The sequence below is a fragment of the Desulfamplus magnetovallimortis genome (genome assembly GCF_900170035.1).
GTDB lineage: Bacteria > Desulfobacterota > Desulfobacteria > Desulfobacterales > Desulfobacteraceae > Desulfamplus > Desulfamplus magnetovallimortis.
On sequence record NZ_LT828564.1, the window covers coordinates 1 to 23,793 of the forward strand.

The 23,793-nt window shown below is 41.0% G+C and carries 18 protein-coding genes; 1 reads left to right on the forward strand and 17 read right to left on the reverse strand.

The window, feature by feature from the left end; genetic code table 11:
• Together MTBBW1_RS28010 and MTBBW1_RS24975 are read right to left on the reverse strand one after the other, a co-directional pair.
• A partial coding sequence (locus MTBBW1_RS28010; RefSeq protein ID WP_222424165.1) for a hypothetical protein occupies window positions 1-233 on the reverse strand: 233 nt, incomplete at its 3' end.
• A gap of 169 nt (window positions 234-402) precedes the next feature.
• Window positions 403-1,338: a FliH/SctL family protein gene (locus MTBBW1_RS24975; protein ID WP_139786897.1), complete on the reverse strand. Its 936-nt coding sequence runs from the start codon at window positions 1,336-1,338 to the stop codon at window positions 403-405.
• Window positions 1,339-1,643: 305 nt separating this feature from the next.
• Between MTBBW1_RS24975 and MTBBW1_RS24980 the strand changes: the two genes are divergently transcribed.
• Window positions 1,644-2,291, forward strand: coding sequence for a hypothetical protein (locus MTBBW1_RS24980; RefSeq protein ID WP_186441703.1), 648 nt, complete (start codon window positions 1,644-1,646; stop codon window positions 2,289-2,291).
• Window positions 2,292-2,374: 83 nt separating this feature from the next.
• Here the strand turns inward: MTBBW1_RS24980 and MTBBW1_RS24985 are convergent, their stop codons facing one another.
• The 15 genes from MTBBW1_RS24985 to mraZ form a co-directional block, all read right to left on the reverse strand.
• On the reverse strand, window positions 2,375-4,369 hold the full coding sequence (locus tag MTBBW1_RS24985; RefSeq protein ID WP_080809055.1) for a radical SAM protein: 1,995 nt from the start codon (window positions 4,367-4,369) through the stop codon (window positions 2,375-2,377).
• A 45-nt stretch (window positions 4,370-4,414) separates the two neighbouring features.
• The gene (gene ftsZ / locus MTBBW1_RS24990) at window positions 4,415-5,632 is read right to left on the reverse strand and encodes a cell division protein FtsZ (RefSeq protein WP_080809057.1); all 1,218 of its coding nucleotides are present in this window, start codon (window positions 5,630-5,632) and stop codon (window positions 4,415-4,417) included.
• A 211-nt stretch (window positions 5,633-5,843) separates the two neighbouring features.
• Window positions 5,844-7,070, reverse strand: coding sequence for a cell division protein FtsA (gene ftsA / locus MTBBW1_RS24995; RefSeq protein WP_080809060.1), 1,227 nt, complete (start codon window positions 7,068-7,070; stop codon window positions 5,844-5,846).
• Window positions 7,071-7,086: 16 nt separating this feature from the next.
• A complete protein-coding gene (locus tag MTBBW1_RS25000; protein WP_080809063.1) occupies window positions 7,087-8,025 on the reverse strand; it encodes a cell division protein FtsQ/DivIB in 939 nt (312 codons plus the stop codon).
• Window positions 8,026-8,057: 32 nt separating this feature from the next.
• On the reverse strand, window positions 8,058-9,026 hold the full coding sequence (gene murB / locus MTBBW1_RS25005) for a UDP-N-acetylmuramate dehydrogenase (RefSeq protein WP_186441704.1): 969 nt from the start codon (window positions 9,024-9,026) through the stop codon (window positions 8,058-8,060).
• Window positions 9,013-10,452 carry a UDP-N-acetylmuramate--L-alanine ligase gene (murC, locus tag MTBBW1_RS25010; RefSeq protein WP_080809068.1) on the reverse strand — a complete coding sequence of 480 codons (1,440 nt, stop codon included), beginning with the start codon at window positions 10,450-10,452 and terminating at the stop codon, window positions 9,013-9,015. The genes murB and murC overlap by 14 nt, the downstream gene beginning before the upstream one ends.
• A 20-nt stretch (window positions 10,453-10,472) precedes the next feature.
• Window positions 10,473-11,846 (reverse strand): UDP-N-acetylglucosamine--N-acetylmuramyl-(pentapeptide) pyrophosphoryl-undecaprenol N-acetylglucosamine transferase, encoded by a 1,374-nt coding sequence (locus MTBBW1_RS25015; protein ID WP_186441705.1) that lies wholly within the window; start codon window positions 11,844-11,846, stop codon window positions 10,473-10,475.
• Between the two features lie 325 nt (window positions 11,847-12,171).
• On the reverse strand, window positions 12,172-13,293 hold the full coding sequence (gene ftsW, locus MTBBW1_RS25020; protein WP_080809073.1) for a putative lipid II flippase FtsW: 1,122 nt from the start codon (window positions 13,291-13,293) through the stop codon (window positions 12,172-12,174).
• A gap of 1 nt (window position 13,294) precedes the next feature.
• The gene (murD, locus tag MTBBW1_RS25025) at window positions 13,295-14,683 is read right to left on the reverse strand and encodes a UDP-N-acetylmuramoyl-L-alanine--D-glutamate ligase (RefSeq protein WP_080809076.1); all 1,389 of its coding nucleotides are present in this window, start codon (window positions 14,681-14,683) and stop codon (window positions 13,295-13,297) included.
• Between the two features lie 189 nt (window positions 14,684-14,872).
• Window positions 14,873-15,949, reverse strand: a complete 1,077-nt coding sequence (gene mraY / locus MTBBW1_RS25030; RefSeq protein WP_080809079.1) for a phospho-N-acetylmuramoyl-pentapeptide-transferase — start codon at window positions 15,947-15,949, stop codon at window positions 14,873-14,875.
• 54 nt (window positions 15,950-16,003) lie between these two features.
• On the reverse strand, window positions 16,004-19,396 hold the full coding sequence (gene murF / locus MTBBW1_RS25035; protein WP_080809081.1) for a UDP-N-acetylmuramoyl-tripeptide--D-alanyl-D-alanine ligase: 3,393 nt from the start codon (window positions 19,394-19,396) through the stop codon (window positions 16,004-16,006).
• Entirely contained in the window at window positions 19,393-21,132 is a 1,740-nt protein-coding gene (locus tag MTBBW1_RS25040) for a peptidoglycan D,D-transpeptidase FtsI family protein (protein ID WP_080809084.1), read from the reverse strand. The genes murF and MTBBW1_RS25040 overlap by 4 nt, the downstream gene beginning before the upstream one ends.
• Window positions 21,133-21,143: 11 nt before the next feature.
• On the reverse strand, window positions 21,144-21,470 hold the full coding sequence (locus tag MTBBW1_RS25045; protein WP_080809087.1) for an FtsB/FtsL family cell division protein: 327 nt from the start codon (window positions 21,468-21,470) through the stop codon (window positions 21,144-21,146).
• A gap of 122 nt (window positions 21,471-21,592) precedes the next feature.
• Complete coding sequence (gene rsmH / locus MTBBW1_RS25050) at window positions 21,593-22,537, reverse strand: 16S rRNA (cytosine(1402)-N(4))-methyltransferase RsmH (protein ID WP_080809092.1); 945 nt, start codon at window positions 22,535-22,537, stop codon at window positions 21,593-21,595.
• 53 nt (window positions 22,538-22,590) lie between these two features.
• Window positions 22,591-23,031: a division/cell wall cluster transcriptional repressor MraZ gene (gene mraZ, locus MTBBW1_RS25055; RefSeq protein WP_080809096.1), complete on the reverse strand. Its 441-nt coding sequence runs from the start codon at window positions 23,029-23,031 to the stop codon at window positions 22,591-22,593.
• Window positions 23,032-23,793: the final 762 nt, after the last annotated feature.

Sequence of the window (23,793 nt, forward strand, 5' to 3'; positions counted from 1 at the left end):
TTGTGTTCATTAAGATTTTCAAATCCCTCATAGTAATCAGGATTAAGGTCATCAAACAGGACAGATGAGTGTTTTCTGACAACGACCACATCGAGAAGCTGTTTTTTTAAGGATAAATCCACTTCAACCGTGACCTCACACCCGAGTTTTTCAAACAGAGGGGTCATCATTAAGCCGAGCAGTCGATGCCAACCGGTTCTGTCTTCATTTTTAGTTTCCGTGTTATTTTCCATAAAATTAATATAATCAGAGTGGTTGGTTTTTGCAAGTTTTAGGAGAAGAAATGGGAAGAGATTGGGGACAGGTACACAATGCCTGCCCTTTTTTTGTTTACGTTTATTTTCAGGAAAGGGGATGTAGAAAATGGGGAGAGCCTGGAATCAGTCTATTAGGATTTCATTTTCAGTTTTGAACCTGTTTCCACTCTTTTTCCAGAATAATGTAGATATTTTGCAGCTCATCAATATTTTTTGCAAGCAACGCTTCTTTTGGAGAGACAGGTTGTTTCAGAATCTGTTGAAGTAACTGGATTTTTCCTGTCAATTCCCCTTTCTGCATTCCTTTCTGCCATCCTTCCTGCCGTCCTTCCTGCCGTCCTTTTTGGAGCCCACCTTGCCATCCTTCCTGTTTTCCAAGTAGAAATTGTCCATAGTGTTCTGGATAATTTTCTTTAACAAACATTTCTCTTGTATAAGGCATGTCAACCCCCTGTAGATTATAGTGATCATATAGTTTGTTCAGATATGTGCTTGTATGTTGAAGCAGCCACCCATCATGTTGCAGTCTTTCTCTACTCAATATAATCTGCTTGATATTATTAGAAAAAAGACCAAGTATTGGATGATTGGAGTCTTTTGTAATGATGAAGCGTACCGGAGTTAAAACTTTTAAATCATAAACTTTATTTTTTTCAATAGCTTCAATAAGTTTGGTCTCTTTAAATCTATTGAACAGAGTTTCAGGAAAATGGTTTGTTACTGCATAGAGGTTGATATTGTTTTCTTCTTTAAGGTTTTTCATTTTTTTATAGTTTGTAAAGTGCCCGTAAAGCTCTTCAAGTGCATCCATATTGAAGACTTCCCGAAAGGATTTGAAGGATATAAGATTGTGTTCATTAAGATTTTCAAATCCCTCATAGTAATCAGGATTAAGGTCATCAAACAGGACAGATGAGTGTTTTCTGACAACGACCACATCGAGAAGCTGTTTTTTTAAGGATAAATCCACTTCAACCGTGACCTCACACCCGAGTTTTTCAAACAGAGGGGTCATCATTAAGCCGAGCAGTCGATGCCAACCGGTTCTCTCTTCATTTTTAGTTTCCGTGTTATTTTCCATAAATTAATATAATCAGAGTGGTTGGTTTTTGCAAGTTTTTAAATACTGTACAGGTTTCTTCTTGGGTCCCTGCGATTTGGGACTGTTGATTGTGGTTTAGGTACGGATGAGAGTGCCGTTTTTGTTGTACTGCTTGACAGAATTCCCTCTGAACCAATGTTTCATGCAGGGGAAAAGAGGGACAGGAAAAGGGGGACAGGTACATAATGCATGTGCTGTCCCCGTTTTATTTTGAGATTGCCATTTTACGCCTTGATGGTTATACTCATGTTAATAAGAGAGAAAAAACGATGGAGGTGAATGAGATGAAATTGAGTGTATTAATATTAAAATGGACAATGGGTTTATGGCTGATAACTCAGACGGTAATACCGGTCACGCTGTATGCCGTGGAGATCGCACCACGGATAACGGATCGTGAAATTACGGATAAACTGACCCGACTGGAGGTGGGACAGGATGCACTGCGGTCAGAGATGAAATCAGGCCAGGAGGCACTTTCAGTGAGGATTTCTGATTTGAGGGCGGAGATGAAATCGAGCCAGGAAGCTTTGAGGGCGGAGATGAAATCGAGCCAGGAAGCTTTGAGGGCGGAGATGAAATCGAGCCAGGAAGCTTTGAGGGCGGAGATGAAAACAGGGCTGGAAGCCATTGGCAAAAGAATGGATGACTTAAGTGCAAGGCAAGCCGACACCAATGCGACCATGTTGGTTCTCTTCACCTCCCTTATCGCATTGATCGTTGCCCTTTTCGGCTATATCCTCTGGGATCGCCGCACCATGATGAAACCGGTTGCGGAGAAGCTTCATCGGTTTGAGCATGAGGTGATAAGCGATCTGGATTTGAATCATGCGGAAGGCTCCCTGTTGAGAAGGCAGTTAAACGTAATGAAGAAATTTGCAGCAAAGAATTCGGAATTTGCTGAAATCATGCAGGGGGAGGCATTGTTATAGGAAAAAGGGGACAGGTACATAATGCTTGCCGATCCGTGGTCGGGCCATCACAACAAGTTATAATAATTGATAAATCCCTCTATTTACCTCAACATAAAGGGCTTATATCGAACTTTTTGACACCGAAACGAGGACATTCCATTCCCATTGGTCGGGGGTGTCGGTCCAAAATCTCTGCATATTCCACACTCGCTGCATGTTTTCATGGGACAGTCTTTTGATATTTTTTCCATGGATGCCTTTTGATATTCCTTTTTTAAAAAAGACTTTTTAATGCCTGCATCCAGAATATCCCATGGCAGGGTAGCATCCATATCCAAAGGATTGAAAATTGTGGATTCAATCCCGGAGTTCTTGATGGCCTGTGACCACCCCTTCTTTTCTGCTGCTTCCAGAAGGTCGGCCATACGCCTGTCCCCCCGCGACAAGAGTGCGTTAACTGCTGCCATTCTTGGAGATTCACTGTTAATGGTGATATTTCCTTCCCGCTTTAGCCCTTCCCTGATTATTTTTATCTTTTTTTTAAAAGTGGATGGAGTATCCATTGCAGCCCATTGGAAGGGAGTGAAGGGTTTGGGAATAAAGGGGTTTATACTCAGGGTGATTGTACCAATTTTTCTGTTTTTCCTGCTGGCCTCAAGAAAGGTTTGCTTGATTTTAAGAGTTAATGAGACAATATCCTGGATATCCACATCTGTCTCAAAGGGAAGCCCTGTCATGAAGTAGAGCTTTATATTAAGGATGCCATGGGCAACAATGCGTTGAACAGCAGATAGGATCTGGGCCTCTGTGATTTTTTTGTTAATTATGCGGCGCATTCTTTCGGAACCGGCCTCTGGTGCAATGGTTGCTGTCTTTACCGAAGAATCCACAAGGGTCTGGATGGTTTCATCTGTAAGATTGTCAAGTCTTAATGAGCTAAAGGATATTTTCTGATTGTTGGCAATTCCTGCTGCACAGATGCTGTTGATGCCCGGATGGTCTGATACTGCTGCACTGACAAGGCCGATCTTATCAGTCATCAAGGACGCTTTGTTCATGGCATCTATAATGATCTGATCCGGATAGAAGCGGGGGGGGCGGTAGATAAATCCTGCACTGCAAAATCTGCAACCATGGGGGCAACCCCTTCCGGTTTCAATTAAAAAGGTATTGTTGAATGCTGTGTCATTGGTGAGAATCTGGGTGGTGGTGGATATATTTTTAAGGTCAGGGGATCGTTGAACAGTTACTCTTTTGGGTATATCCGGGTAACAGGGTTTTATGTCTGTAAAGGTCTCTATGCCGTTTTTGATGCGGTATTCCGGATTGTAGAGTGCAGGTACATATACCCCTTTCATTGTTGTTGCAAGTTTTTTTAAAAGATCATGCTTTTCTGGTTGTCTCCAATAGGGTTGTTCTTTGCGGTTGTGTTTTGTTTTGGTGTTTAATATTGGGGGATTTTGTTTCAGAGCATGGGAGTTGTCTTTATCTAATTGTTGGGTATAATAGGTAAAGAGAATATTGATGAAAGGATCAATCAACTCTTCGGCCTCACCCATAAGAAAACAGTCGATAAAAGGAGCAACTGGCTCAGGATTGAGAAAAGATGCAACTCCCCCGGCAATAACCAAGGGTAGGGCGTGGATGGAATTTTCTCTCTCCCCGGATCTTAAGGGAATGTTTGCTGCCTTAAGGATGTGAAGAATATTCAGGTAATCATTCTCAAAGGAGAGGGAAAATGCAATTATATCATATGAGGAGAGATCCATTCCGGTCTCAATGCTTTGGGGAGTTGCGTTTCCGGCAGGATTATTATGAGTTGTTCCTATATGATCTGGTGTTTCGTTGCCAAAGGGTTTAAATTGATGGCATTTTTGTTCTCTTGATGTTTCCGGAAGAAAAAAACGGTGGCAGGCTACATTGTCATGGGCATTAAACAGTGAATAAACAGATTGAAAACCAAGGTTTGACATTCCTGCATGGTATGTGTTGGGATAGACAATCGCAATATTTAATACTCCGCTTTTTTTTAGTGTCACTGCCCCCTGTTCGTGATGAACAGGAGGCTTTCCAGACATCAATTTTTTTTTTCCCATTCGGATTCCAGTGATATCTTTCTTTACGTGACAGCCCTCGGTGATTCAGTCGGCCTTTCTGCGTAAAAATGTCGGGATCTCAAGGTTTTCAGAATCTCCAAAATGACGGTTGATGTTTCTTCCATCTTCATTGGCAGCTCTTTTGACAACCCTTCTTACCACAGGGGCTTCTTCATCCCATGTTGCAAGTTCTTCCTGGGTGGGACTTCGGAGTTTGTCATGGGATTCCACTTCAGGTGTTTCTGGTTTTGCTGGCTTTTTGTTTCGGGGTTTGTTTATGGAGAGAACATTGGGTGCTGTTATCTCTTCCTGACCTATACCGGTTGCAATTACAGTTACCCTCATTTCATCGCCAAGGCTCTCGTCAAAGGTCTGGCCCCATATGATCTCTGCGTCATCTCCAACTTCCTGATGGATACGATCTGAAGCCTCTGTCATCTCCTCCATTGTAATGTCTGTGCTGCATGTAATATTCATGAGTACTCCCCTTGCACCTGCAATGGAGATATCTTCAAGCAGTGGATGGGAGATTGCTTTTTCAGCAGCTTCAATGGCTCGGTTATCGCCGCTTGCAATACCAATTCCCATGAGAGCCATGCCCGCTTTGGACATTGTTGTCTTGACATCAGCAAAATCAAGATTAACAAGACCTGTAAGCATGATAAGATCTGTGATACCCTTTACAGAGTGGTGCAGGATTTCGTCGGCTTTGAGAAACATGTCAACAAGTTTGGTTCCCTGGCCTGCAAGTCCTCTTAGGCGATCATTGGGGATGGTAATAACAGTGTCAGTTATATCACGAAGATTGTTGATTCCCTCTTCTGCCTGCTGCGCCCTTTTTTTCCCCTCAAAGGAGAATGGCTTGGAAACAACAGCAACAGTGAGAATACCAAGATCTTTGCAGATTTCAGCAATTACAGGGGCAGCACCTGTACCTGTTCCACCGCCAAAGCCTGCTGTAATAAAGACCATATGACTGTCCTGCAACGCTTCTCTTATCTCATCAGTATTTTCAAGGGCAGCTTCCCTTCCTGTGTTGGGGTTTGCACCTGCACCCAAACCCTGTGTAAGCTTTGCCCCAAGTTGAATTTTGTGTTCTGCCTTTGATATGTCAAGTGCCTGTGCATCTGTGTTGGCAACAATAAATTTAACCCCCTTTAGCTCGGAGTCAATCATGTTGTTAACTGCGTTACCTCCGGCTCCTCCCACACCAATGACCTTTATTCTGGTCGGGCTCTCATTTTCCATGTAAGAAAAATTCATAAATATCCCCTGTCAAGATTGTAAAGTTAAAGGTTAGATTGTTTGTATAAGATATCTAATGTTGGTTTAGTTGTTTTTTTACCGTGAAAATGACTATCATTTTTATATTTGGGGGTGATTGATACGCAATCAATCATGCCCGTTTACCGTGAAAATGACTATCATTTTTATATTTGGGGGTGATTGATACGTAATCAATCATGCCTGTTTATTACAGAATATCCTTAAACCATTGCTTCATGCGTTCCAGCAATTTTGAAAAACTTACGCTGTTATCTTTTTTCAAAGGTATTGTACTGCTATTCTTGCTGCCATAGATAACAAGTCCTACACCTGTTGCAAATGCAGGATTTTTGACAACATCTTTAAGCCCCCCAATATTTTCAGGCTGTCCTATGCGCACAGGTACAGCAAACACAGACTCCACAACCTCTGCAATCCCATCCAGCATTGAGCTTCCACCGGTTAAAACAATGCCCGATGGAAAAGAGTTTTCAAGTCCGTTACTGTAAATCTCGCTTTTAAGTATTGAAAACATCTCCTCAACCCTGGGTTCCAGGATTTCAGCCATGATACTTCTTGCAACAGTTTTTGACTCTTTGGCACCAACTGTTTTGACCTCAATGGTTTCTCCAGGTTTTATGTGGCTTGCAATACAGGTGCCGTGGGCAAGCTTTATCTTTTCTGCTTCAGCAAGCGGTGTTCTCAACCCTATGGATAAATCATTGGTCATGTTATGTCCGCCAAGGGTAAGCTCAAATGTATGCTTGATGTGGTTACCCTTGAAGAGAGCAAGATCCGTTGTACCGCCGCCAATATCGGCCAGGGCACATCCAAGGTCTTTTTCTTCCCTGTTAAGGACAGCTTCACCTGAAGCAAGGGACTCCAGGACAATGTCACAAACTTCAAGGTTTGCCATATTACAGCACTTAATGATGTTTCTTGCAGAAGAGACGGCTCCTGTGACAATGTGAATCTTTGTTTCCAGACGAACTCCTGTCATGCCAAGCGGATTCTGGATTGACTCCTGATCATCCACAATGAACTCCTGGGGAATGATGTGTATGGTCTCCCTGTCCATTGGTATGGCAACGGCACTTGCAGCTTCAATCACCCTGTCAATATCTAACTGGGTTATCTCTCCTCCCTTAATTGCAATAATACCGTGGCTGTTAAATCCCTTGATGTGCCCTCCGGCAATTCCAACATAGACAGAGGATATTTCGCACCCTGCCATGAATTCCGCCTCCTGCACAGCCTTTTTGATTGACTCAACTGTTGAGTCAATGTTTACGACAGCTCCTTTTCTCAAACCGATTGATGGATGTGAACCCATTCCGATAATATTGATTGAACCGTCAACGAGTTCCCCCACAACAGCGCATATTTTTGTTGTGCCGATGTCTAAGCCTACGATGATATTTTCTTCTCCCTGCAAATCAAACTCCTCCTTGTTAGCTCTCCGGCAGAGCATCCCCGTTTTTGACTTGAATGACAATATTTTCGGGGTTTATTAAATCAATTGAACAGATCAGTTTATTGAAATTGTTTTTTTGCATATATTTTACTAAATGTCTAATTTTTTTAAATTTTTCCTTGAAATTATCAAATCCGAGCTTGATTTTCACCGGTGTTTGGTCTGGTTGCAGGGAAATGTGATTCTGGTTGAGCATTGTAAGTATTTCTATACCGGTTTCATTATCAGCAGATATGCTTTGTATCACCTCCTTTTTTTCCATTTTCAGCAGTTGCATGACACACTCATGCAGTTTTCCTGAAAAGTGGTAGTGGTTATTTTCATCCATTGAAAGCTTAAGGCCGTGAATCACAGGAAGAGGCTTTATAGTATTATTAAGCTCCTTAGTTTTGATGCTTTTACTCTTCTCTTTATTGTTGTTTTTATTGTAAACCTCATTGCCTATTCCATCATTTTCAACAAAGGGTTCTCCTTTTGTATTTATAATAATATCAGCCTTGTCATCTATCCTTACCACGGCAAGGGGTTGCTGCTCTTTTATTTTTATTTCAAGGCCTGACGGCATTATCCTGGTTACCGAAGCATCATCAATCCAGGGATGAGAAATTAGCCTTTTTTTTAAATGACCAAGGTTCAGGTCAAGGATATTTATCCTTTCTGTAATTCCTGAATATTCAATTATTGAATCTTTTGTAAGTTTTTGATTGCCGGAAACAGATATATTTACAAGAGAGAACAGCTTTGACTGTGTTGCAGCATTTTCCACAAAAATGAAAAAAAGGGTTGTAAGTGTGATTACAATAATAATTGTTATCACTTTAAGCCCTACTTCAATGTGTCCCATAAAATCAAAGGGAGCAACCGCAACATCATTTTTACGTGGGCGGTATCTGTTCTCTTTTTTCTTTTTGTTCATGGCCTTCTATTGTCTCTCAGGCTGTTTTATTTTCATTCCCCTTTAAGAATAACTTCTTCATAAAGGGTAATACCGAATTTATCCTTGATTTTGGCTTTTACAATCTCATTGAGGCTTAAAATATCCTTTGCAGTTGCATTGCCCATATTAACTATGAAATTGGCATGGATATCAGATATCATGGCATCGCCTACTCGATGTTTTTTTAGGCCTGCCTTGTCAATGAGTGCACCTGCACTCTCTCCTGTTTGTGGATTTTTGTAAAAGCAGCCGGCAGATGGCACTCCATGCGGCTGTGAATGCTTCCGTTTTTCCATCAGGGTTTGCCAGGATGCTATGATTTTGCTCTTTTCTTCTTTTTTCATCAAAAATGATGCTTTGAGCATCATTGGAGAACGGGGTGAATTCTTTGAAGCACAATCACATTCCAGGGAAGGGAATTGGGTTTTACGATGCGAAAATACAAGTTGTGATCTGTGAAGCTTCTCAACTGTTCCATCATCTTTTAGCATATCAATGGAGTAAAGATAGTCGGACATTGTTCCCATACCTGTTCCAGCATTCATCATAACAGCTCCGCCAACTGTTCCTGGAATACCTGCTGCAAAACTTAAATCCCCAAGTCCCCAGGCCATGGTTCTTTTGCAAAGGGTGGAAAGTCTTGTGCCCGCTGATGTTGAGACAATAAATTCATCTCCATCCCTGTCATTGATTTCAATTTCATCTTTCATCCCTGCAAGGGAGAGCACAAGCCCCCTGATCCCTTTATCCCTTACAAGAATATTTGTGCCACTGCCCATTATTGTGCATTGAAGAAAATTTTCTCCTGCAATTTCAAGGATCTGTTTAAGTTCATCCGAATTTGCAGGCCGTGCAAAATAGTCGGCAGGCCCTCCAATTTTGAATGAAGTGCAGGATTTCATCATTACATTTTTGCCAACAGGCAGGTTCAGAGGAAATTTGATATCTTTTTCCAGCTTTTTATCATTACATGATTTCAAGAAGCTTTTCTCCAACTCTGTAAACATTACCGGCACCAAGTGTTAAAACAAGATCTCCGGAAGATATTCTCTTTTTGAGCACTGTAAGACAACTTTCGGTGTCAGGGACAAACAACACATCTTTATGGCCGTGGTCACGGATGGCCTGACACAGGGACTCTGAGTTTACTCCTTCAATGGGAGCTTCACTTGCTGCATATATGGGCAGGGATATAAGAATGTCAGAGTGGTTGAAAGCTCTTGTAAAATCATCAAAAAGCGCCCTGGTTCTTGTGTATCTGTGGGGCTGAAACACCACAACCATCCTTCTGTTCGGCCTGCTCTCCCTTATTGCCTGGAGTGTTGTTGCTATTTCTGTGGGATGGTGGCCATAATCGTCCATTACAATTACATCAGAGGAGTTTTCATCGGTAAATATTTTTTCTCCCGAAGTGTGTTCATTATATTTAAGATCAATATATTTAAGATCAATGTACCCCTTCACCTCCATACGGCGTTTAACACCCTCTATTTTTTCAAGTGCACATTTAATTGTTTCAAAGGGGACATTCAGTTCAAGAGCAACTGCAATGGCCGCAAGTGCATTTGATATGTTGTGCCTGCCTGCAAGGCTTAGAGTAACATTTCCAAGGGTTTCGCCGTGGTGGACAACCTGGAAAATTCCGTTGTTGTCCTTAAAAGAGATATCCCTTGCCTGGAGATCTGCCTGGGCTGTCAATCCAAATGTTGTGTGGCGAACATGAATTTTCGGAAGAATGTCCTGTATATGCTCATTGTCAAGGCACAGTACAGCAAGGCCATAGAAAGGTACAGAGTTTATAAATTGTATGAATTTCTCTTTTATATCTTCAATATCTTTATAAAAATCAAGATGTTCAAGGTCAATATTGGTTACAGCGGCAATTGCAGGGGCATATTTGAGAAAAGATCCGTCACTTTCATCTGCCTCTGCCACAATATACTCACCTTTGCCGTGGAGTGCATTGGTGCCAAGGCTTTTGAGCAGTCCTCCTATAACAACTGTTGGATCAAGGCCTGCACTGTTGAGAATATGTGCAATCATGGCTGTTGTTGAGGTCTTGCCGTGTGCCCCTGATACAGCAATGGCATATTTGATACGCATAAGCTCTGCAAGCATCTCCGCCCTTGGTATAATGGGAATTCCGTTATTTCTGGCTGCTGTGACTTCCGGATTGTCATGGGCAATGGCTGTTGATGTGACAATTACATTTGCATTTTTGATATTGTTCTCATTATGACCCTTGCAGATTGTTGCCCCAAGGGATTCAAGACGGTCAGTTATGGGAGATATCCTGATATCAGAGCCGGATACATTATAGCCGAGGGTGAGCAGAAGCTCTGCAATGCCGCTCATCCCTATTCCACCTATGCCAGTGAAGTGTATGTGATAATTTTTTTGATACATCAAGGTTCCTTTTCAAGCCCCTAAAAAAGCAGCTTTTTATCATTTGCCACGTTAATGCATATTTGGGCAATTGTTTCATCTGCATGGGGATGCCCAAGTTTTAAAGCATTTGCTGACATATTTTTCATTAATTCAGGATTTTCATATGCAAGGGTTATCTTTTCTATAATGTCATCAGGTGAAAGTTCCCTGTCATTAATCATCCAGGCAGCTTCATTATTAACAAGGGAAAGAGCATTAAAAGTCTGGTGATCATCTGCTGCATGGGGATATGGAACCAGCAAAGAAGGCTTGCCAAGTGCTGTTATCTCCGAAAGTGTCCCAGCACCTGACCGGCATATTACAAGATCAGAGATGGCCATAATTTGAGGCATATCATGGAAAAATGCTTTTGCTGTTATTTTGTTGTGGAAGTTGTCCGTTTTCCTCTCTGATGCTGTTTCAGACATTTCTGAAGAGAAAAATTTTTCATACTCTTTAATTATACGCTCTTCGTCAAGTGAGCCTGTCTGATGTATAATGTGATATCCTTTTACTGCGCAGCTTAGGGAATTTTCATTACAATTATTTCTGTTCTTTTGCTTTTCTATTTCTATTTCTTTGTATTTGCCTTTACCGTTAAAATCTTCTTTGTTTTTTGGGTCAGAAGTAAAGGAGGGATTTTGCCATGAAGTTTTAGACGAGTACACTTTTCTATTAAAGTTTGTATTGTTGATAAAGTTTATCTTTGTAACGGCATCCACAAAAGCACTGTTAATAGACTTTGCTCCCTGACTGCCTCCAGTAACGAGGATTGTGAATTTTTTGCAGTAGATGTTTTTGTGTTGATCTTCAGATGTTCCAGTTTTACCGGAATTACTCTGACATCTATTTAGATGTTTGCTTATGTTTACACTTTGTCTGATGGGATTGCCTGTGTGCAGAGTTGATTTTTTATGCTCAAAACCCTTTGTATTTTGAAATGATGTAAATATAATATCAACAACTCTGGACAATATCCTGTTGGTAATTCCTGCAATGCTGTTCTGTTCGTGTATGGCCGTTTTGATTCCACATAATTTTGCTCCTAAAAGCACAGATCCTGAAGAGAATCCTCCGACACCAATAACCATATCTGGTTTGAAATTTATTATTATCTTTATGGCTTGCAGAACGGAAACTGGTATCTGTAAAAGGGCTGTTATTTTTTGGAATATACCTTTTCCTTTTATTCCGCTTGAGATAATTTTTTTATGTTTAAATCCGTAGTTGTCAAGGGTCTTAGTCTCAAACGGTGCGCCTGTCCCCACAAAGAGTATTTGGCTCTCCTGTTCAAGGCGTAAAATAGCCTGGGCAATAGCAATCCCCGGGAAGAGATGCCCCCCTGTTTTTCCCCCTGCGATTATAAATTTCAATCTTTTTTTCAATGTTTTGCCTTAAAGAAAAAAGCGTAAAGTGAGCATTAAGGAATTGATTTTTAATAACCAACATGGCGGTTCACCGCCACAATCGAAGAGATGAAAGTCATTTTAAAACAGCCTGTTACAGAGACTTTCATATAACGTACATGGCTGATGACCGCCACAATCGAAGAGATGAAAGTTGTTTTAAAAACAGCCTGTTACCGAGACTTTCATATAAAACTTGCCCATTCACCTCGCCCCCAGACACATTTTACAGACTTGGGAGGGGGAGTTTGGGTAAGTTAATTAAACCCAATTACTAAGCATGACTGATTTTCTATGACTTTTTATGGGAACCTATGTTCATTAATATGCCCATGCCTGCCATGCTTATTAAAAGGGAAGTGCCGCCATAACTTAAAAAGGGCAGTGTCAGACCTTTTGTTGGCAGAAGTCCCATGGTAACCCCTGTGTTTATTGTCACCTGTAGTGCCAGTGCAATGGTGAGGCCGGCTGCTGTTAATGTTCCGAAAAGGGTATCTGCCTCCTTTGCAATGCGCGCTCCTCTCATAAGTATTATCCCATAAAGTACAAGAATGATAAGTACTCCAAAAAGTCCAAGCTCTTCTCCAATTATTGAGAGTATAAAATCTGTATGTGGTTCCGGCAGGTAGTGCAGTTTCTGCATGCCAAGACCTATCCCTTTTCCAAAAAGTCCTCCTGAACCAAATGCCTTGAGGGAGTGAGTAATCTGGTACCCTGTATCCTGGGGATCATCCCATGCATAGAGATATGCAAAGAGCCTTTCCATTCTGTAGGGAATCTTGTACACCTGAAAATAGACAAGTGGTATAATAATGGGGATAAGGCTTGCCAGATGCAGGAGTCTGACTCCGGCAACAAACATCATTCCCCATGTTATAGCTCCAAGTATAACAACACTGCCAAGATCAGGCTGACTGAGTATCAGCAACGATAAAAGTCCAAGCAGTATCAGATGGGGGAAAAAACCCACAAAAAAACGATGTATCTGTTCCTGTTTTTTATTAAGTGAATAAGCAAGAAAAATCACCATTGCAAGTTTTGTAAACTCTGAAGGCTGAAACGACATTCCGCCAAGTTTTAGCCATCTGTATGCTCCCCCTGCCTTAACTCCCAGCCCTGGAATTTTTACAGCAGCAAGAAAAATAAATGCAGATACAAGAATAATATATGCCAGTGGATTGAGTATTTTGTAGGGTACAGAAGCTGCAATAAACATGACCAGAAAACCCAATGCACAGAATACAAGCTGTTTCTGAACATAGTGAAATGCTGTGCCGTGCTCGGAAAAACTTATTGATGCACTTGCACTGTGTATCATGATAAGCCCAAGTCCTGCCAGAATTGCAACCGGAAACAGTATGGCAAGTTCATTGAGGAATGGGTGTATATCTTTTTTTGTTTTGTTTTGTGCCATATCAACTATTACATGCTTTTTCGTTATATTTTAGCTTTAAGCCAGCCACCTTTTGCACAAAATCCTCTCCTCTGTGTGCATAACTTTTATACATATCAAAGCTTGCACATGCAGGGGAAAGTAAAATGGTATCACCATATGATGCGCTTTCAAAAGCAACTCTTACAGCATCTTCCATGGATAGTGCCATATTGAAATTTGCCCCTGCATCATAAAGGGCATCCTTTAATTTACTCCTTGCTTGTCCCATTGCAACAATTTGTTTTACTTTTGGTGTAATGAATGGCTTTAAAACTGAAAAATCAGTGGATTTTTCCTCTCCGCCCATGATCAGTATGATATTGCTTTCAAAAGCTTCAATGGCTCTTATTACTGCATCTGTGTTGGTTGCCTTGGAATCATCGTAAAAATTAACTCCATTAATGGTCTCCACATACTCTGTTCTGTGTGGAAGCCCCTTAAAATCAGCAAGTATTTTTTTTATGCCTTCATGGGTTCCGCCAGCAAAGATGGATGCCATTATTGCTGCTTCCATATTTTCACGGTTGTGTTTTCCCAGAAGAGTTGATGCCGACATATCTATTTTAAAATCATTCAATATATTAAGGTTTGTGATTGAATTAAAGTTGCTGATTAACGGGTTAGCAGAGGCATTAAACAGGCAAATAAGGGATTCAATACCAGAAATACGGGCTTCTGCGTCTGTTATGGTACTGTTTATTATTGCATACCCATCCTTTTTCTGGTTTTTGAAGATGCTCCATTTTGATTCTTCATATGCCTTAAAACCAGGGTATCGGTTAAGATGATCTTCTGTAATGTTCAGAAGTACTGCCACATCAGGAGCAAAATTTGTGGCTGTATCCAGTTGAAAGCTGCTCACCTCCACAACAACAACATCCGCAGGTACATCAAATTTACCTCTTATATCTTTTTCAAGGCAAGATATAAGAGGAGTGCCAATATTGCCGCCTGTAAAGACCTTTTTTCCGGATGACTCCAGCATCTTGCTTACCATTGTTGTGACTGTGGTTTTGCCATTGGTTCCTGTTATTGCAACAACAGGCTTTTTTATTAACTCACAGGCAATGTCCATCTCACCCCTTATGGGAATTCCTTTACTGCGTGCCATCTGAAAGGGTTCACTGTTAAGTGGAATTCCAGGGCTTGCCACAACAAGATCTGCACTCTCAAAGGTGCCGAGGTTGTGAAAACCAATCTCTGTTTTTATACCAAAGGATTCAAGTAGCGGTGCTACATCCTGCCTTGCAGGATCAATATCGGTTGCCGTAACATCATAACCCTGTTGAGCAAGGAATTTTGATGCAGCAACCCCTGACTTGCCAAGACCTGCAACTACAATTTTTTTTCCCGCTGAAATAGAGTTCATTTTTACCTTGATATAGCTTTCCAGAAAAAAATTTAATTTTGGTCAAAAAAATTAAACCAGATAACAGATAGTTAGACATTTCCATTATCAATTTAATTATCTGGAATACTATAGTATAAAAAATTTTTATCATATCTTCTGCAAAAGCAAGATGTTATGGAAAAGCCCGTCTCAAGTGGGCTAAGTTCTTTATCTTATCTTAAGGGTACTTAAGGATACCAGTGCCAGTGTGATGGCAATGATCCAGAACCTTACAATTACCTTGCACTCCGGCCAACCCTTAAGCTCAAAGTGGTGGTGAAGCGGAGCCATTCTAAAAATTCTTTTTCCATTGCTCATTTTGAAGTAGGCAACCTGGATAATTACGGATAGGGCTTCAATTACAAAAAGACCTCCTACAACAAGCAGAATTATCTCCTGTTTGGTTACAACTGCAATGGTTCCAAGTATTGCACCAAGTGGAATAGAACCGGTATCACCCATAAAAACCTGTGCAGGATGGGCATTGAACCACAAAAAGCCAAGCCCTGCTCCGGCAAGAATTCCGCATATGATGGTTATCTCCCCACATGAAGCAATGTGCTGTACCTGTAGATATTTTGCTATATTTATATGACTTGCAACATAGGCAAACAGCATGTATGTCACAGCCGCAATGATAATTGGTCCTATTGCAAGCCCGTCAAGCCCGTCTGTGAGGTTAACAGCATTGGATGTTCCCACAATGATTAATGTTGCAAACGGGATATACCACATACCAAGATCAGGTGAAAGTGTTTTCAGGAAAGGAATGGTAATTCTTGTGCTGAAATCAGGACAATTGTATATAAGCCAGCTTATGCCGCCCGCAACTGCCACCTGAAGCATAAATTTCCCCTTTGCAGTAAGTCCCATGTTCCTTTTTTTTATGAGCATCATGTAGTCATCAATGAAGCCTATCATGCCAAACGAGAGGATAGAGAGCAGAATTATTGTGACATAGTAGTTGTCAAGTCTTGCCCATAAAAGTATGGATGAAATTATTGAAAAAAGAATGAGAATTCCCCCCATTGTAGGGGTTCCCTCTTTTTCAAGGTGACTTTTGGGGCCGTCAGCCTGAATGAACTGGCCGATCTGCATTCTTGAGAGCCTTTTTATTACATAAGGCCCCAGAATAAAGCAGATAAGAAATGCCGTCAGCCCACCGTATATGGTACGGAAGGTGATATAACGGAAAATATTGAGAAAAGAGAGTACGTTATGGAAATTATGAAGTTCGTATAGCATGTTCTATCCGTTTGTTCTGGGGTTTCAGTGGCTGTTTGACGCAAGTAGCGTAAGTCAAGATAAAAGTGTATTGAGGATCTCTTCCATTTTCATGCCTCTTGAGCCTTTAATTAATATACAGATCTCTTTGGCATTTTCTTTTTTGCTCTTTTCAATGTATTCTGTAAGACTTTTGGTTATTTCACTTTTTGTGCCATTGAATAGAACATCCCTGGCAAGACCTGCATGCAGGGCACCTTTTATAATATCTTCAGATCTTTCTCCAGATGTATAAAGTCTTGATATTGAAGCATTTGCAGCCGCTTCCCCTACGCTGAAATGAAGAGCTGGGCTTTGTTCTCCAAGCTCCAGCATATCTCCAAGTACAGCAATGGCCTCTTTGCCTGAGCTGAGCTTCTGCAATGTGGCAATAGCACCTTTGACAGACGCAGGGTTTGCATTGTAGGTGTCGTCAATCAGAGTCAGATGCCCTTTTTTTATTATGTTCATCCTGCCTTTGACGGGCTGGAAAATTGACAATCCATCTTTGATTTCACTTATGGATATTCCGGCAGCAAGTGCAGCAGAGCAGGCTGCAAGTGCGTTGTCGAGCATGAAAGTTGCTGGGGAGTTTATGAAAAGAGTTTCATTCTTGAATCTGTAACCGCTCAAGGATGTGGAAATAGTGAATGAGATTCCGTTACCTGTGAACTCTTTTTTTTCTTCAGTGACAAAAAAGATATTATTCTCCCCTTTAATTTCAATGTCCGGCACCTCTTTTAATTGCGTGCCAAAAAAGATAGTATTGCTTACACGGGGATTATTAGCTCGTTTTTTAAGAATAATCTGTTTGCTCGGATCATTTCCATTTATTATAAGGGTGCTTTTATCTTTCATTCCTTCTGATATTTCTGCCTTTGCCATTGCGACATTATCTCTATTTCCCATGCCTTCAAGGTGTGCATCTGCTGTATTTGTTATGATTGCAATGTCAGGCATGGCAATTTTTGAAAGTCTTGATATTTCACCAGGATGATTCATTCCCATTTCCACAACTGCCCATTCATGGTGACCGGATAGTTTAAGAAGTGTGAGAGGCAGACCTACTTCATTGTTGAAATTTCCGGATGTGGAAAGGGTTCTAAATTTCTGACTGAATATGGACGCTGCCATTTTTCTTGTGGTTGTTTTCCCGTTTGAGCCTGTAATGGCAAGGACTTGAACGCCTGATCTTATCCTCTGATATCTTGCAAGCATGCCAAGTGCTTCAAGGGTGTTATTGACCCTAAAAAAAATGGCATCTCCTTTGAGTCTCAGGAAAGTTTTGTCAACTATAAATGCCTTAACCCCTTTTTTGACAAGATCAGGAATAAAATCGTGGGCATCGAAATTTTCACCTTTTAGTGCAAGGAAAATATCATCTTTTTCTGTGATTCTTGAGTCAGTTGATACTCCTTTAAAGCAGGGTATCTTGTTTTTTAAAGCATCTTTTGTCCTGGAGGCGCTTTGAAATATGAAGTTTTTATTCTCACTTTCATTCTCCATATTGACCTGATCTGTAAAATCCAGAGCCTGTGAAATATCGTAAAAAGACCAGGCTATTGGTGAAAAATCACAGTCAGTGTATTTCTCTTTTCTGTTAGAAGATGATTTCTCTTTTCTGTTAGAAGAAGATTGGCAAAAAGGTTTTGCATCAAATATTGTGGCTGCCTGCCTTAATATCAGGCGGTCATCAAAATCAATTTTTCCACTTTTGATAATCTGATAGGTTTCATGACCCTTGCCGGCAGCTATTATGATGTCTCCTGGTTTTGATAAGGCCACTGACATTTCAAGGGCCTTTTGTCGGTCAGGTTCAATAATTAGCTCTTTTGCAGAATAAGTTTTATCTTCACCAATGCTCTTATTTTCAGAAAGGGTAGATGTTTCAGCAGTGGACTTTTTTATGGATGGTGTTACTTTGTTAACTCCATCCATGATATCCGCTATTATTGAATCTGGATCTTCGGTTCTTGGATTGTCTGATGTTACAATCAGTATGTCGCTGTATCTTGCAGCAATCTCTCCCATTATGGGGCGCTTTGTTCTGTCCCTGTCTCCTCCGCATCCACAAATTGTGATAAGTCGTGCAGGCGCTCTCATTTTCAGGGTTTTCAGGATGGATTCAAGGGCATCCGGAGTGTGGGCATAATCTACAAAAATGTGGCGATTACCTCTGTTTTCAACCCTTTCAAGACGGCCTGGTACCCCATGACACGACTCAATACCTGACTTTATGAAATTTGTGTCAACTCCAAGGGCATGGGCAGCACCTGCTGCACACAAAATATTTTCAAGGTTAAAATCCCCTGCAAGATTCGATGAAAAAGAGAATGAACAGCGATCAATGTGTATATTTCCTTTAAGTCCCTTTATATCATCTTCAATATCACTTGCCGAAACCATTGAGGGGGTTGCAGAAACCATTGAGGAGGTTGCAGAAACCATTGAGGGGGTTGCCGAAACCATTGAAGGGGTTGCTGTAGGCTCTTTTTTCCCAGAAAAATTATCTCTTTTATGCTGGCGGGCTTCTGTGCAAAGGTGGTTTTTTGTGTTAAGGCCGTTTAGTGTGGCGCAAAGGTGATTGTCTGCTTTAAGGCAGGTTACTGTGGTGGAGTCTGCCGGAAGCAGGGAAGAAAGCTCTTTGCCATAGTCATCTTCAATATTGATGACAGATTTTCCATTCTTGCCACCTCGTTTCAGCAGTTTTGTAAAAAGCCTTTTCTTGCAGGCAAAGTATGCTCCCATGTTTTTGTGGTAATCAAGGTGATCACGGGTAAGATTGGTGAATATGGCAACGTCAAAAGCACACTCTCTGACCCTGTGAAGATCAATGGCATGGGAAGATACCTCCATTATTACATGGGTTACACCTTGGTTTTTCATATCAGAGAGAATTCTGTGCAGATCAATTGATTCAGGAGTAGTAACGGGATTATCAAATGTCTGGCCTTTATATCTGTAATTGAGAGTGCCTATAACTCCTGTCTCAAAACCTGCCTCATTAAAGATGTTTTCAAGCAGCCAGGCAGTAGTGGTTTTGCCATTTGTTCCGGTTATGCCTGTTAGCACCATACTGCCTGAAGGATTGCCGTAAAAACGGGATGCAATTGATGACATTGCCTTTCGTGTATCCTTTACCTGAGCTACTACAGGGTATTTTGTTGCCAAAGGATCTTTTATGGTAAGTTGTATGTCTCTTTTTGTATCTGTAATAATGGCGGAAGCTCCATTGGCAACTGCCCTGTCAATGTAGTCATGACCGTCATGTTGAAATCCTTTTATGGCAATGAAAAGCCCTCCTTTTATTACATCCTGGGCAGATGCATGAATTGATGTTATCTCAGGATCTGTGTCTGGATCTGACGCAGGGTCAATTGAACGTGTCCAGACAGGAGTACACTCTTTTATAAGATAGGAGAGTTTCACTGGTTATGCTCCGTTTTTGTATTTATGTCAGGTGGAATTTTGAGATAGTGGAAACTTTCACTGAAGATTTTTTTTACAGCAGGAGCTGCAACAACTCCTCCGTAGTGGGATTTGGGCGGTTCATCAACAACCACAAGCACCGCAAGTTCAGGGTTTTCCATGGGAGCAAATGCTGCAAAAAGTGCAGTATATCTGCTTTTGGAATAGCCTCCACTTTTTGACACCTTTTGTGCGGTTCCTGTTTTCCCGCAGACACTGTAACCGTTGAGATCAGCCTGGGTTGCTGTTCCTCCCTCCTCAACCACGGCACGCATCATATCCTTTACCTTAATGGCGGTACTCTTTGAGATAACCCGTTTTATGCTCTCTGGAACAAATGGCTGCCTGATCTCACCGTTGCTATCTTTTATCTCTTTTATAATACGGGGTCTCATAAGAGTTCCACCATTGGCAATTGCACTTATAGCGTTGATAAGCTGTACAGCAGAGACAGAGATTCCCTGGCCAAAGGAAATTGCGGCTGTATCAATTGCTGACCATCTGTCGTAATGGCTTAGAAGACCTGGGGAATCCCCGGGACACTCAATACCGCTCTCTTTTCCAAAACCAAATGATAAAAGTGTGTTGTAAAGTTGTTTTTTTCCCATGATTTCAGATAATTTTATTGCCCCTATGTTGCTTGAATATTTGATTATCTGCTTAAGTGTGAGCCATTCATACTCGTGTGTATCATGGACAGTTGAACGCCCGACCCTGTATTTGCCGTTTTCACAAAAAAATATGGACATGGGGGTTGCAATCTCAAGCTCCATGGCTGCTGCTGCCACAAAAACCTTCATGGTGGAGCCTGGCTCAAAGGGATCTGTTACACTTCTGTTTCTCCATCTGTCTCTTTCAAAATCCGTGAAAGAGTTTGGATTAAAGGCGGGAGCATGTGCCATGGCAAGTATCTCCCCTGTGGATGGAATCATCACAATGGCCATGCCTGATTTGGCTTTATGCTCGGTGACTGCCTGTTCCAGAGCTTTTTCAGCAATAAACTGTATTGTGCTGTCAATGGTAAGCACAATTGTGTCACCTTTTAATTTGTCTCTAAGATCTTTCTCCTCGCTGTAGTATCTGCCGGCTGCATCTTTTTCTATGGTTATACGTCGGCTCTCTCCATTGAGTATCTTGTTGTACTGGAATTCAATACCTTCAAGCCCTTTGCCGTCTGAACCTGTAATTCCGGTAACCTGTGCTGCAAGCTCTTTTTGAGGGTGAAAGCGGATAAGATCATCCTTAAAAAATATTCCTTTAAAGTTGTATTTTTTGATTTTTTCAGATTCTGATGGGGATATTTTGCGTTTTATCCAGACAAAGCTCTTTTTGCTCTCTAAGTTTTTCTGAAGTTTTTTACGGTTAACACCGAGAATTTCTGCAAGCTTTTTGGCTGTAGCGGAAGCATCAACAACCATGCGGGGATTAGCTGCAACCGACAGGGTGTCTATTGTTATGCAGAGCTTTTTCATGTTTCGATCCACAATATCTCCGCGCTTGCCATTGACAGTTATCTGGCGGATATACTCTTTTTCAGCCTTTTGTGTAAGCTCCGAGGATTGAAATATCTGAATATCAACAGCTTTCATTGCAAGAAGCAGCATGACAAAAACAAGAGCCCATTGCAGAAATGTAATTCTGGCATTGATTCCCTGGTTGGTTTTTGCTTTGGAGTCTGGTTTCTTTCCTGGTGCCATGCACTATCTCCTCACATCTCCATGTAGATGACCTGCTCAGGTTCGGGAATTTTAAGTTTCAGTTTTGTTCTTGCAATGTGTGCAATTCTTTCCGGAGAGAGAAGTCGTTCATATTCAATGGCCAGGGATTCCCTGTATGCTTTCAGACGCTTCTGATTCTGTTTTTCAAGGGATATCCTAAAACCGGTTTCCGTATAGTTAACCCTGCACATTGTATAGAGAAACAGCTCCGCAAGAAAGAAGGCAAGCACAATCATCCATTTGCCAAGCATCTTTTTTTTTTGCATTATCTGCTCTTTTTTCATGGTGCTGTCTGCTCTCTGGATTGTCTTGTGCATTTTTCTCATCCTTTCCGGCGAGGGCTTCTTCAAGTTTAACGTGTGGGGTTGTTTTTTATATAATTCAAAGGTTAAAGGCATTGGCTGCCCGTCGATCAAAGCTTGAAAGAAGAGGAGCCTGTTTACAGTTTTTCTGCAACCCTCATCTTTGCACTTCTTGAGAGGGGGTTTTCATGGATTTCGTCATTGCCGGGTATTACAGGTTTTCTGGTGATTGATTTCAGATCAGGGACAAATCCGCAGGTGCATCTTGGAAAATCCCTTGGACAACTGCACCCGTAACCCTCTTCCCTTGAACGGATGGCCTGTTTTACAATCCTGTCTTCAAGGGAGTGAAATGATATGACACATAGCCTTCCTGAGCTTTTGAGCATTTCAGGAGCTTTGTTCATGAATATTTCAAGTTGTTCAAGCTCCTTGTTCACGGCAATTCTCAATGCCTGAAATACCCTTGTGGCAGGATCTGTCTTTTGGGTATGTATAAGTTTTGCAGGCATGGTCTCCCTTATAAGAGCTGCAAGTTGAGCCGTGGTTTTTATGGGTGCAACTCTTCTTTGTTCTACAATTTTTCGGGAAATTTTCCGTGACATTCGCTCTTCACCATAACGGAAAAAAATATCTGTCAGCTCTTTTTCAGAATAATTTTCTATAATGTCTGCTGCTGTAAGGTTGTTTCTTGTATCCATTCGCATATCAAGAAACTCATCTTTTTTAAAACTAAACCCTCTGTTGCTTTCCATAAGCTGATGAAAGGAGAGCCCAAGATCAACAAGAATTCCGTCAACAGCTTTTATTTCAAGTTTGTTCAGTATATCTGGCAGGGATGAGAAATTGTCATGGAAGAGGAAAACTCTCCCATGGAAAGGCATCAGCTCTTTTCTGGCATTTTCAATGGCATCTGCATCCTGATCAATTCCGATGAGTATTCCAGAAGGTGCTGTTTTTTCAAGTATTCTGCGGGAATGGCCGCATCCGCCAAGGGTTCCATCCACATAAATGCCATTTTGTTTCAAATTAAGATGATGACATGTCTCCTTGGGGAGTACAGACTTGTGTGTAAATATCATGAGCATTTATCCATGGGGGGTATCCCGTAAAAACGCCTGAATTGATCTGCAATCTACAAACCAAGAGAAGCAATCTCTTCCTTGACTTCCGGTTTTTCAAGCTCTTTTTCTATCCGCTTGTTTTCATTTTCCCATCTGTCCCGTGACCATATCTCAAAGTGGTCAAGGATTCCAACAAGGACAATGTCCTTGTCAAGGTCAGCATATTCCCTTAATGTCGGTGGAATGAGTATTCGGTCTTGTTTATCACACATGCATTCACATGCATTTCCAAGAAAAAAACGCTTGAAATGACGCATGTGCATATTTTTTGCAGAAATTATCTTTTTTTCTATCTCTTTCCAGTCATTAAATGTATAACCATAAAGACAGTTATCCATGTTTGTCAGCATGACTCCATTTCCACCACTTGCCCTTATATAATCCCTGAATCTTGCAGGAATTATAAGGCGACTCTTTGGGTCAATGGTATGAAATGAGCTTGACCTGAACATGTTTTTATATGAAGGTCTCCGTAAATGGCTGTTTTAAGCTATCATGGCCGTAGGGTAGAGAGACAAGGCATGCCTTGTCTCTACGGATGGCTGCAAAATTGAATCAAGCCCCTTTTTTTTCTCCTGAAATTAGCGGGAACTTTTTACTCCACAAAACTCCACTTTTTTGATTAATCTTGCTGAAAAAAAAGTGTATGTCAAGAAAAAAATTGTCATTTTCATGTTTGTTTAATCTTTTTCCTCCACCTATAGCACTTCTGATTAATGCTTCTGTTGGCATGTGGTTTTTTGATATAATAACAGATAGTTATATTATTTTTGTGCTTTGTGGCTGTTTTGGCTGTATGTTTTTCGGACAACCTTTAGATGCTTACAGATAAAAGGCTTTGGAGTAAAGTGGAGTAATGTGGGGGGTGTTTTGAAAGACTTTTGGCAAGCTTGTGTTTAATTATTGTGTTTTCTTGTCTGTTGTGCTAAGAATAAAAAATAAAAACAAGTGGTTATAAGTGGAGTGATCTGTGGGGCTTTGTGGAGTACCTCTCCCTTGTATTTGGAGCAGGAATATCTATTAAAAAATTATTATAGTATTCCAGATAATTAAATTGATAATGAAAAAGTCTAACTATCTGTTATCTGTATTAATAATTTATTTACTAATTTATTTACCAAAAAATAAAATAACGTACATGGCGGATACCTTCCACAATCTAAGGAGTGAAAGTCGTTTTTAAAACAGGCTGTTACAGAGACTTTCATATAAAT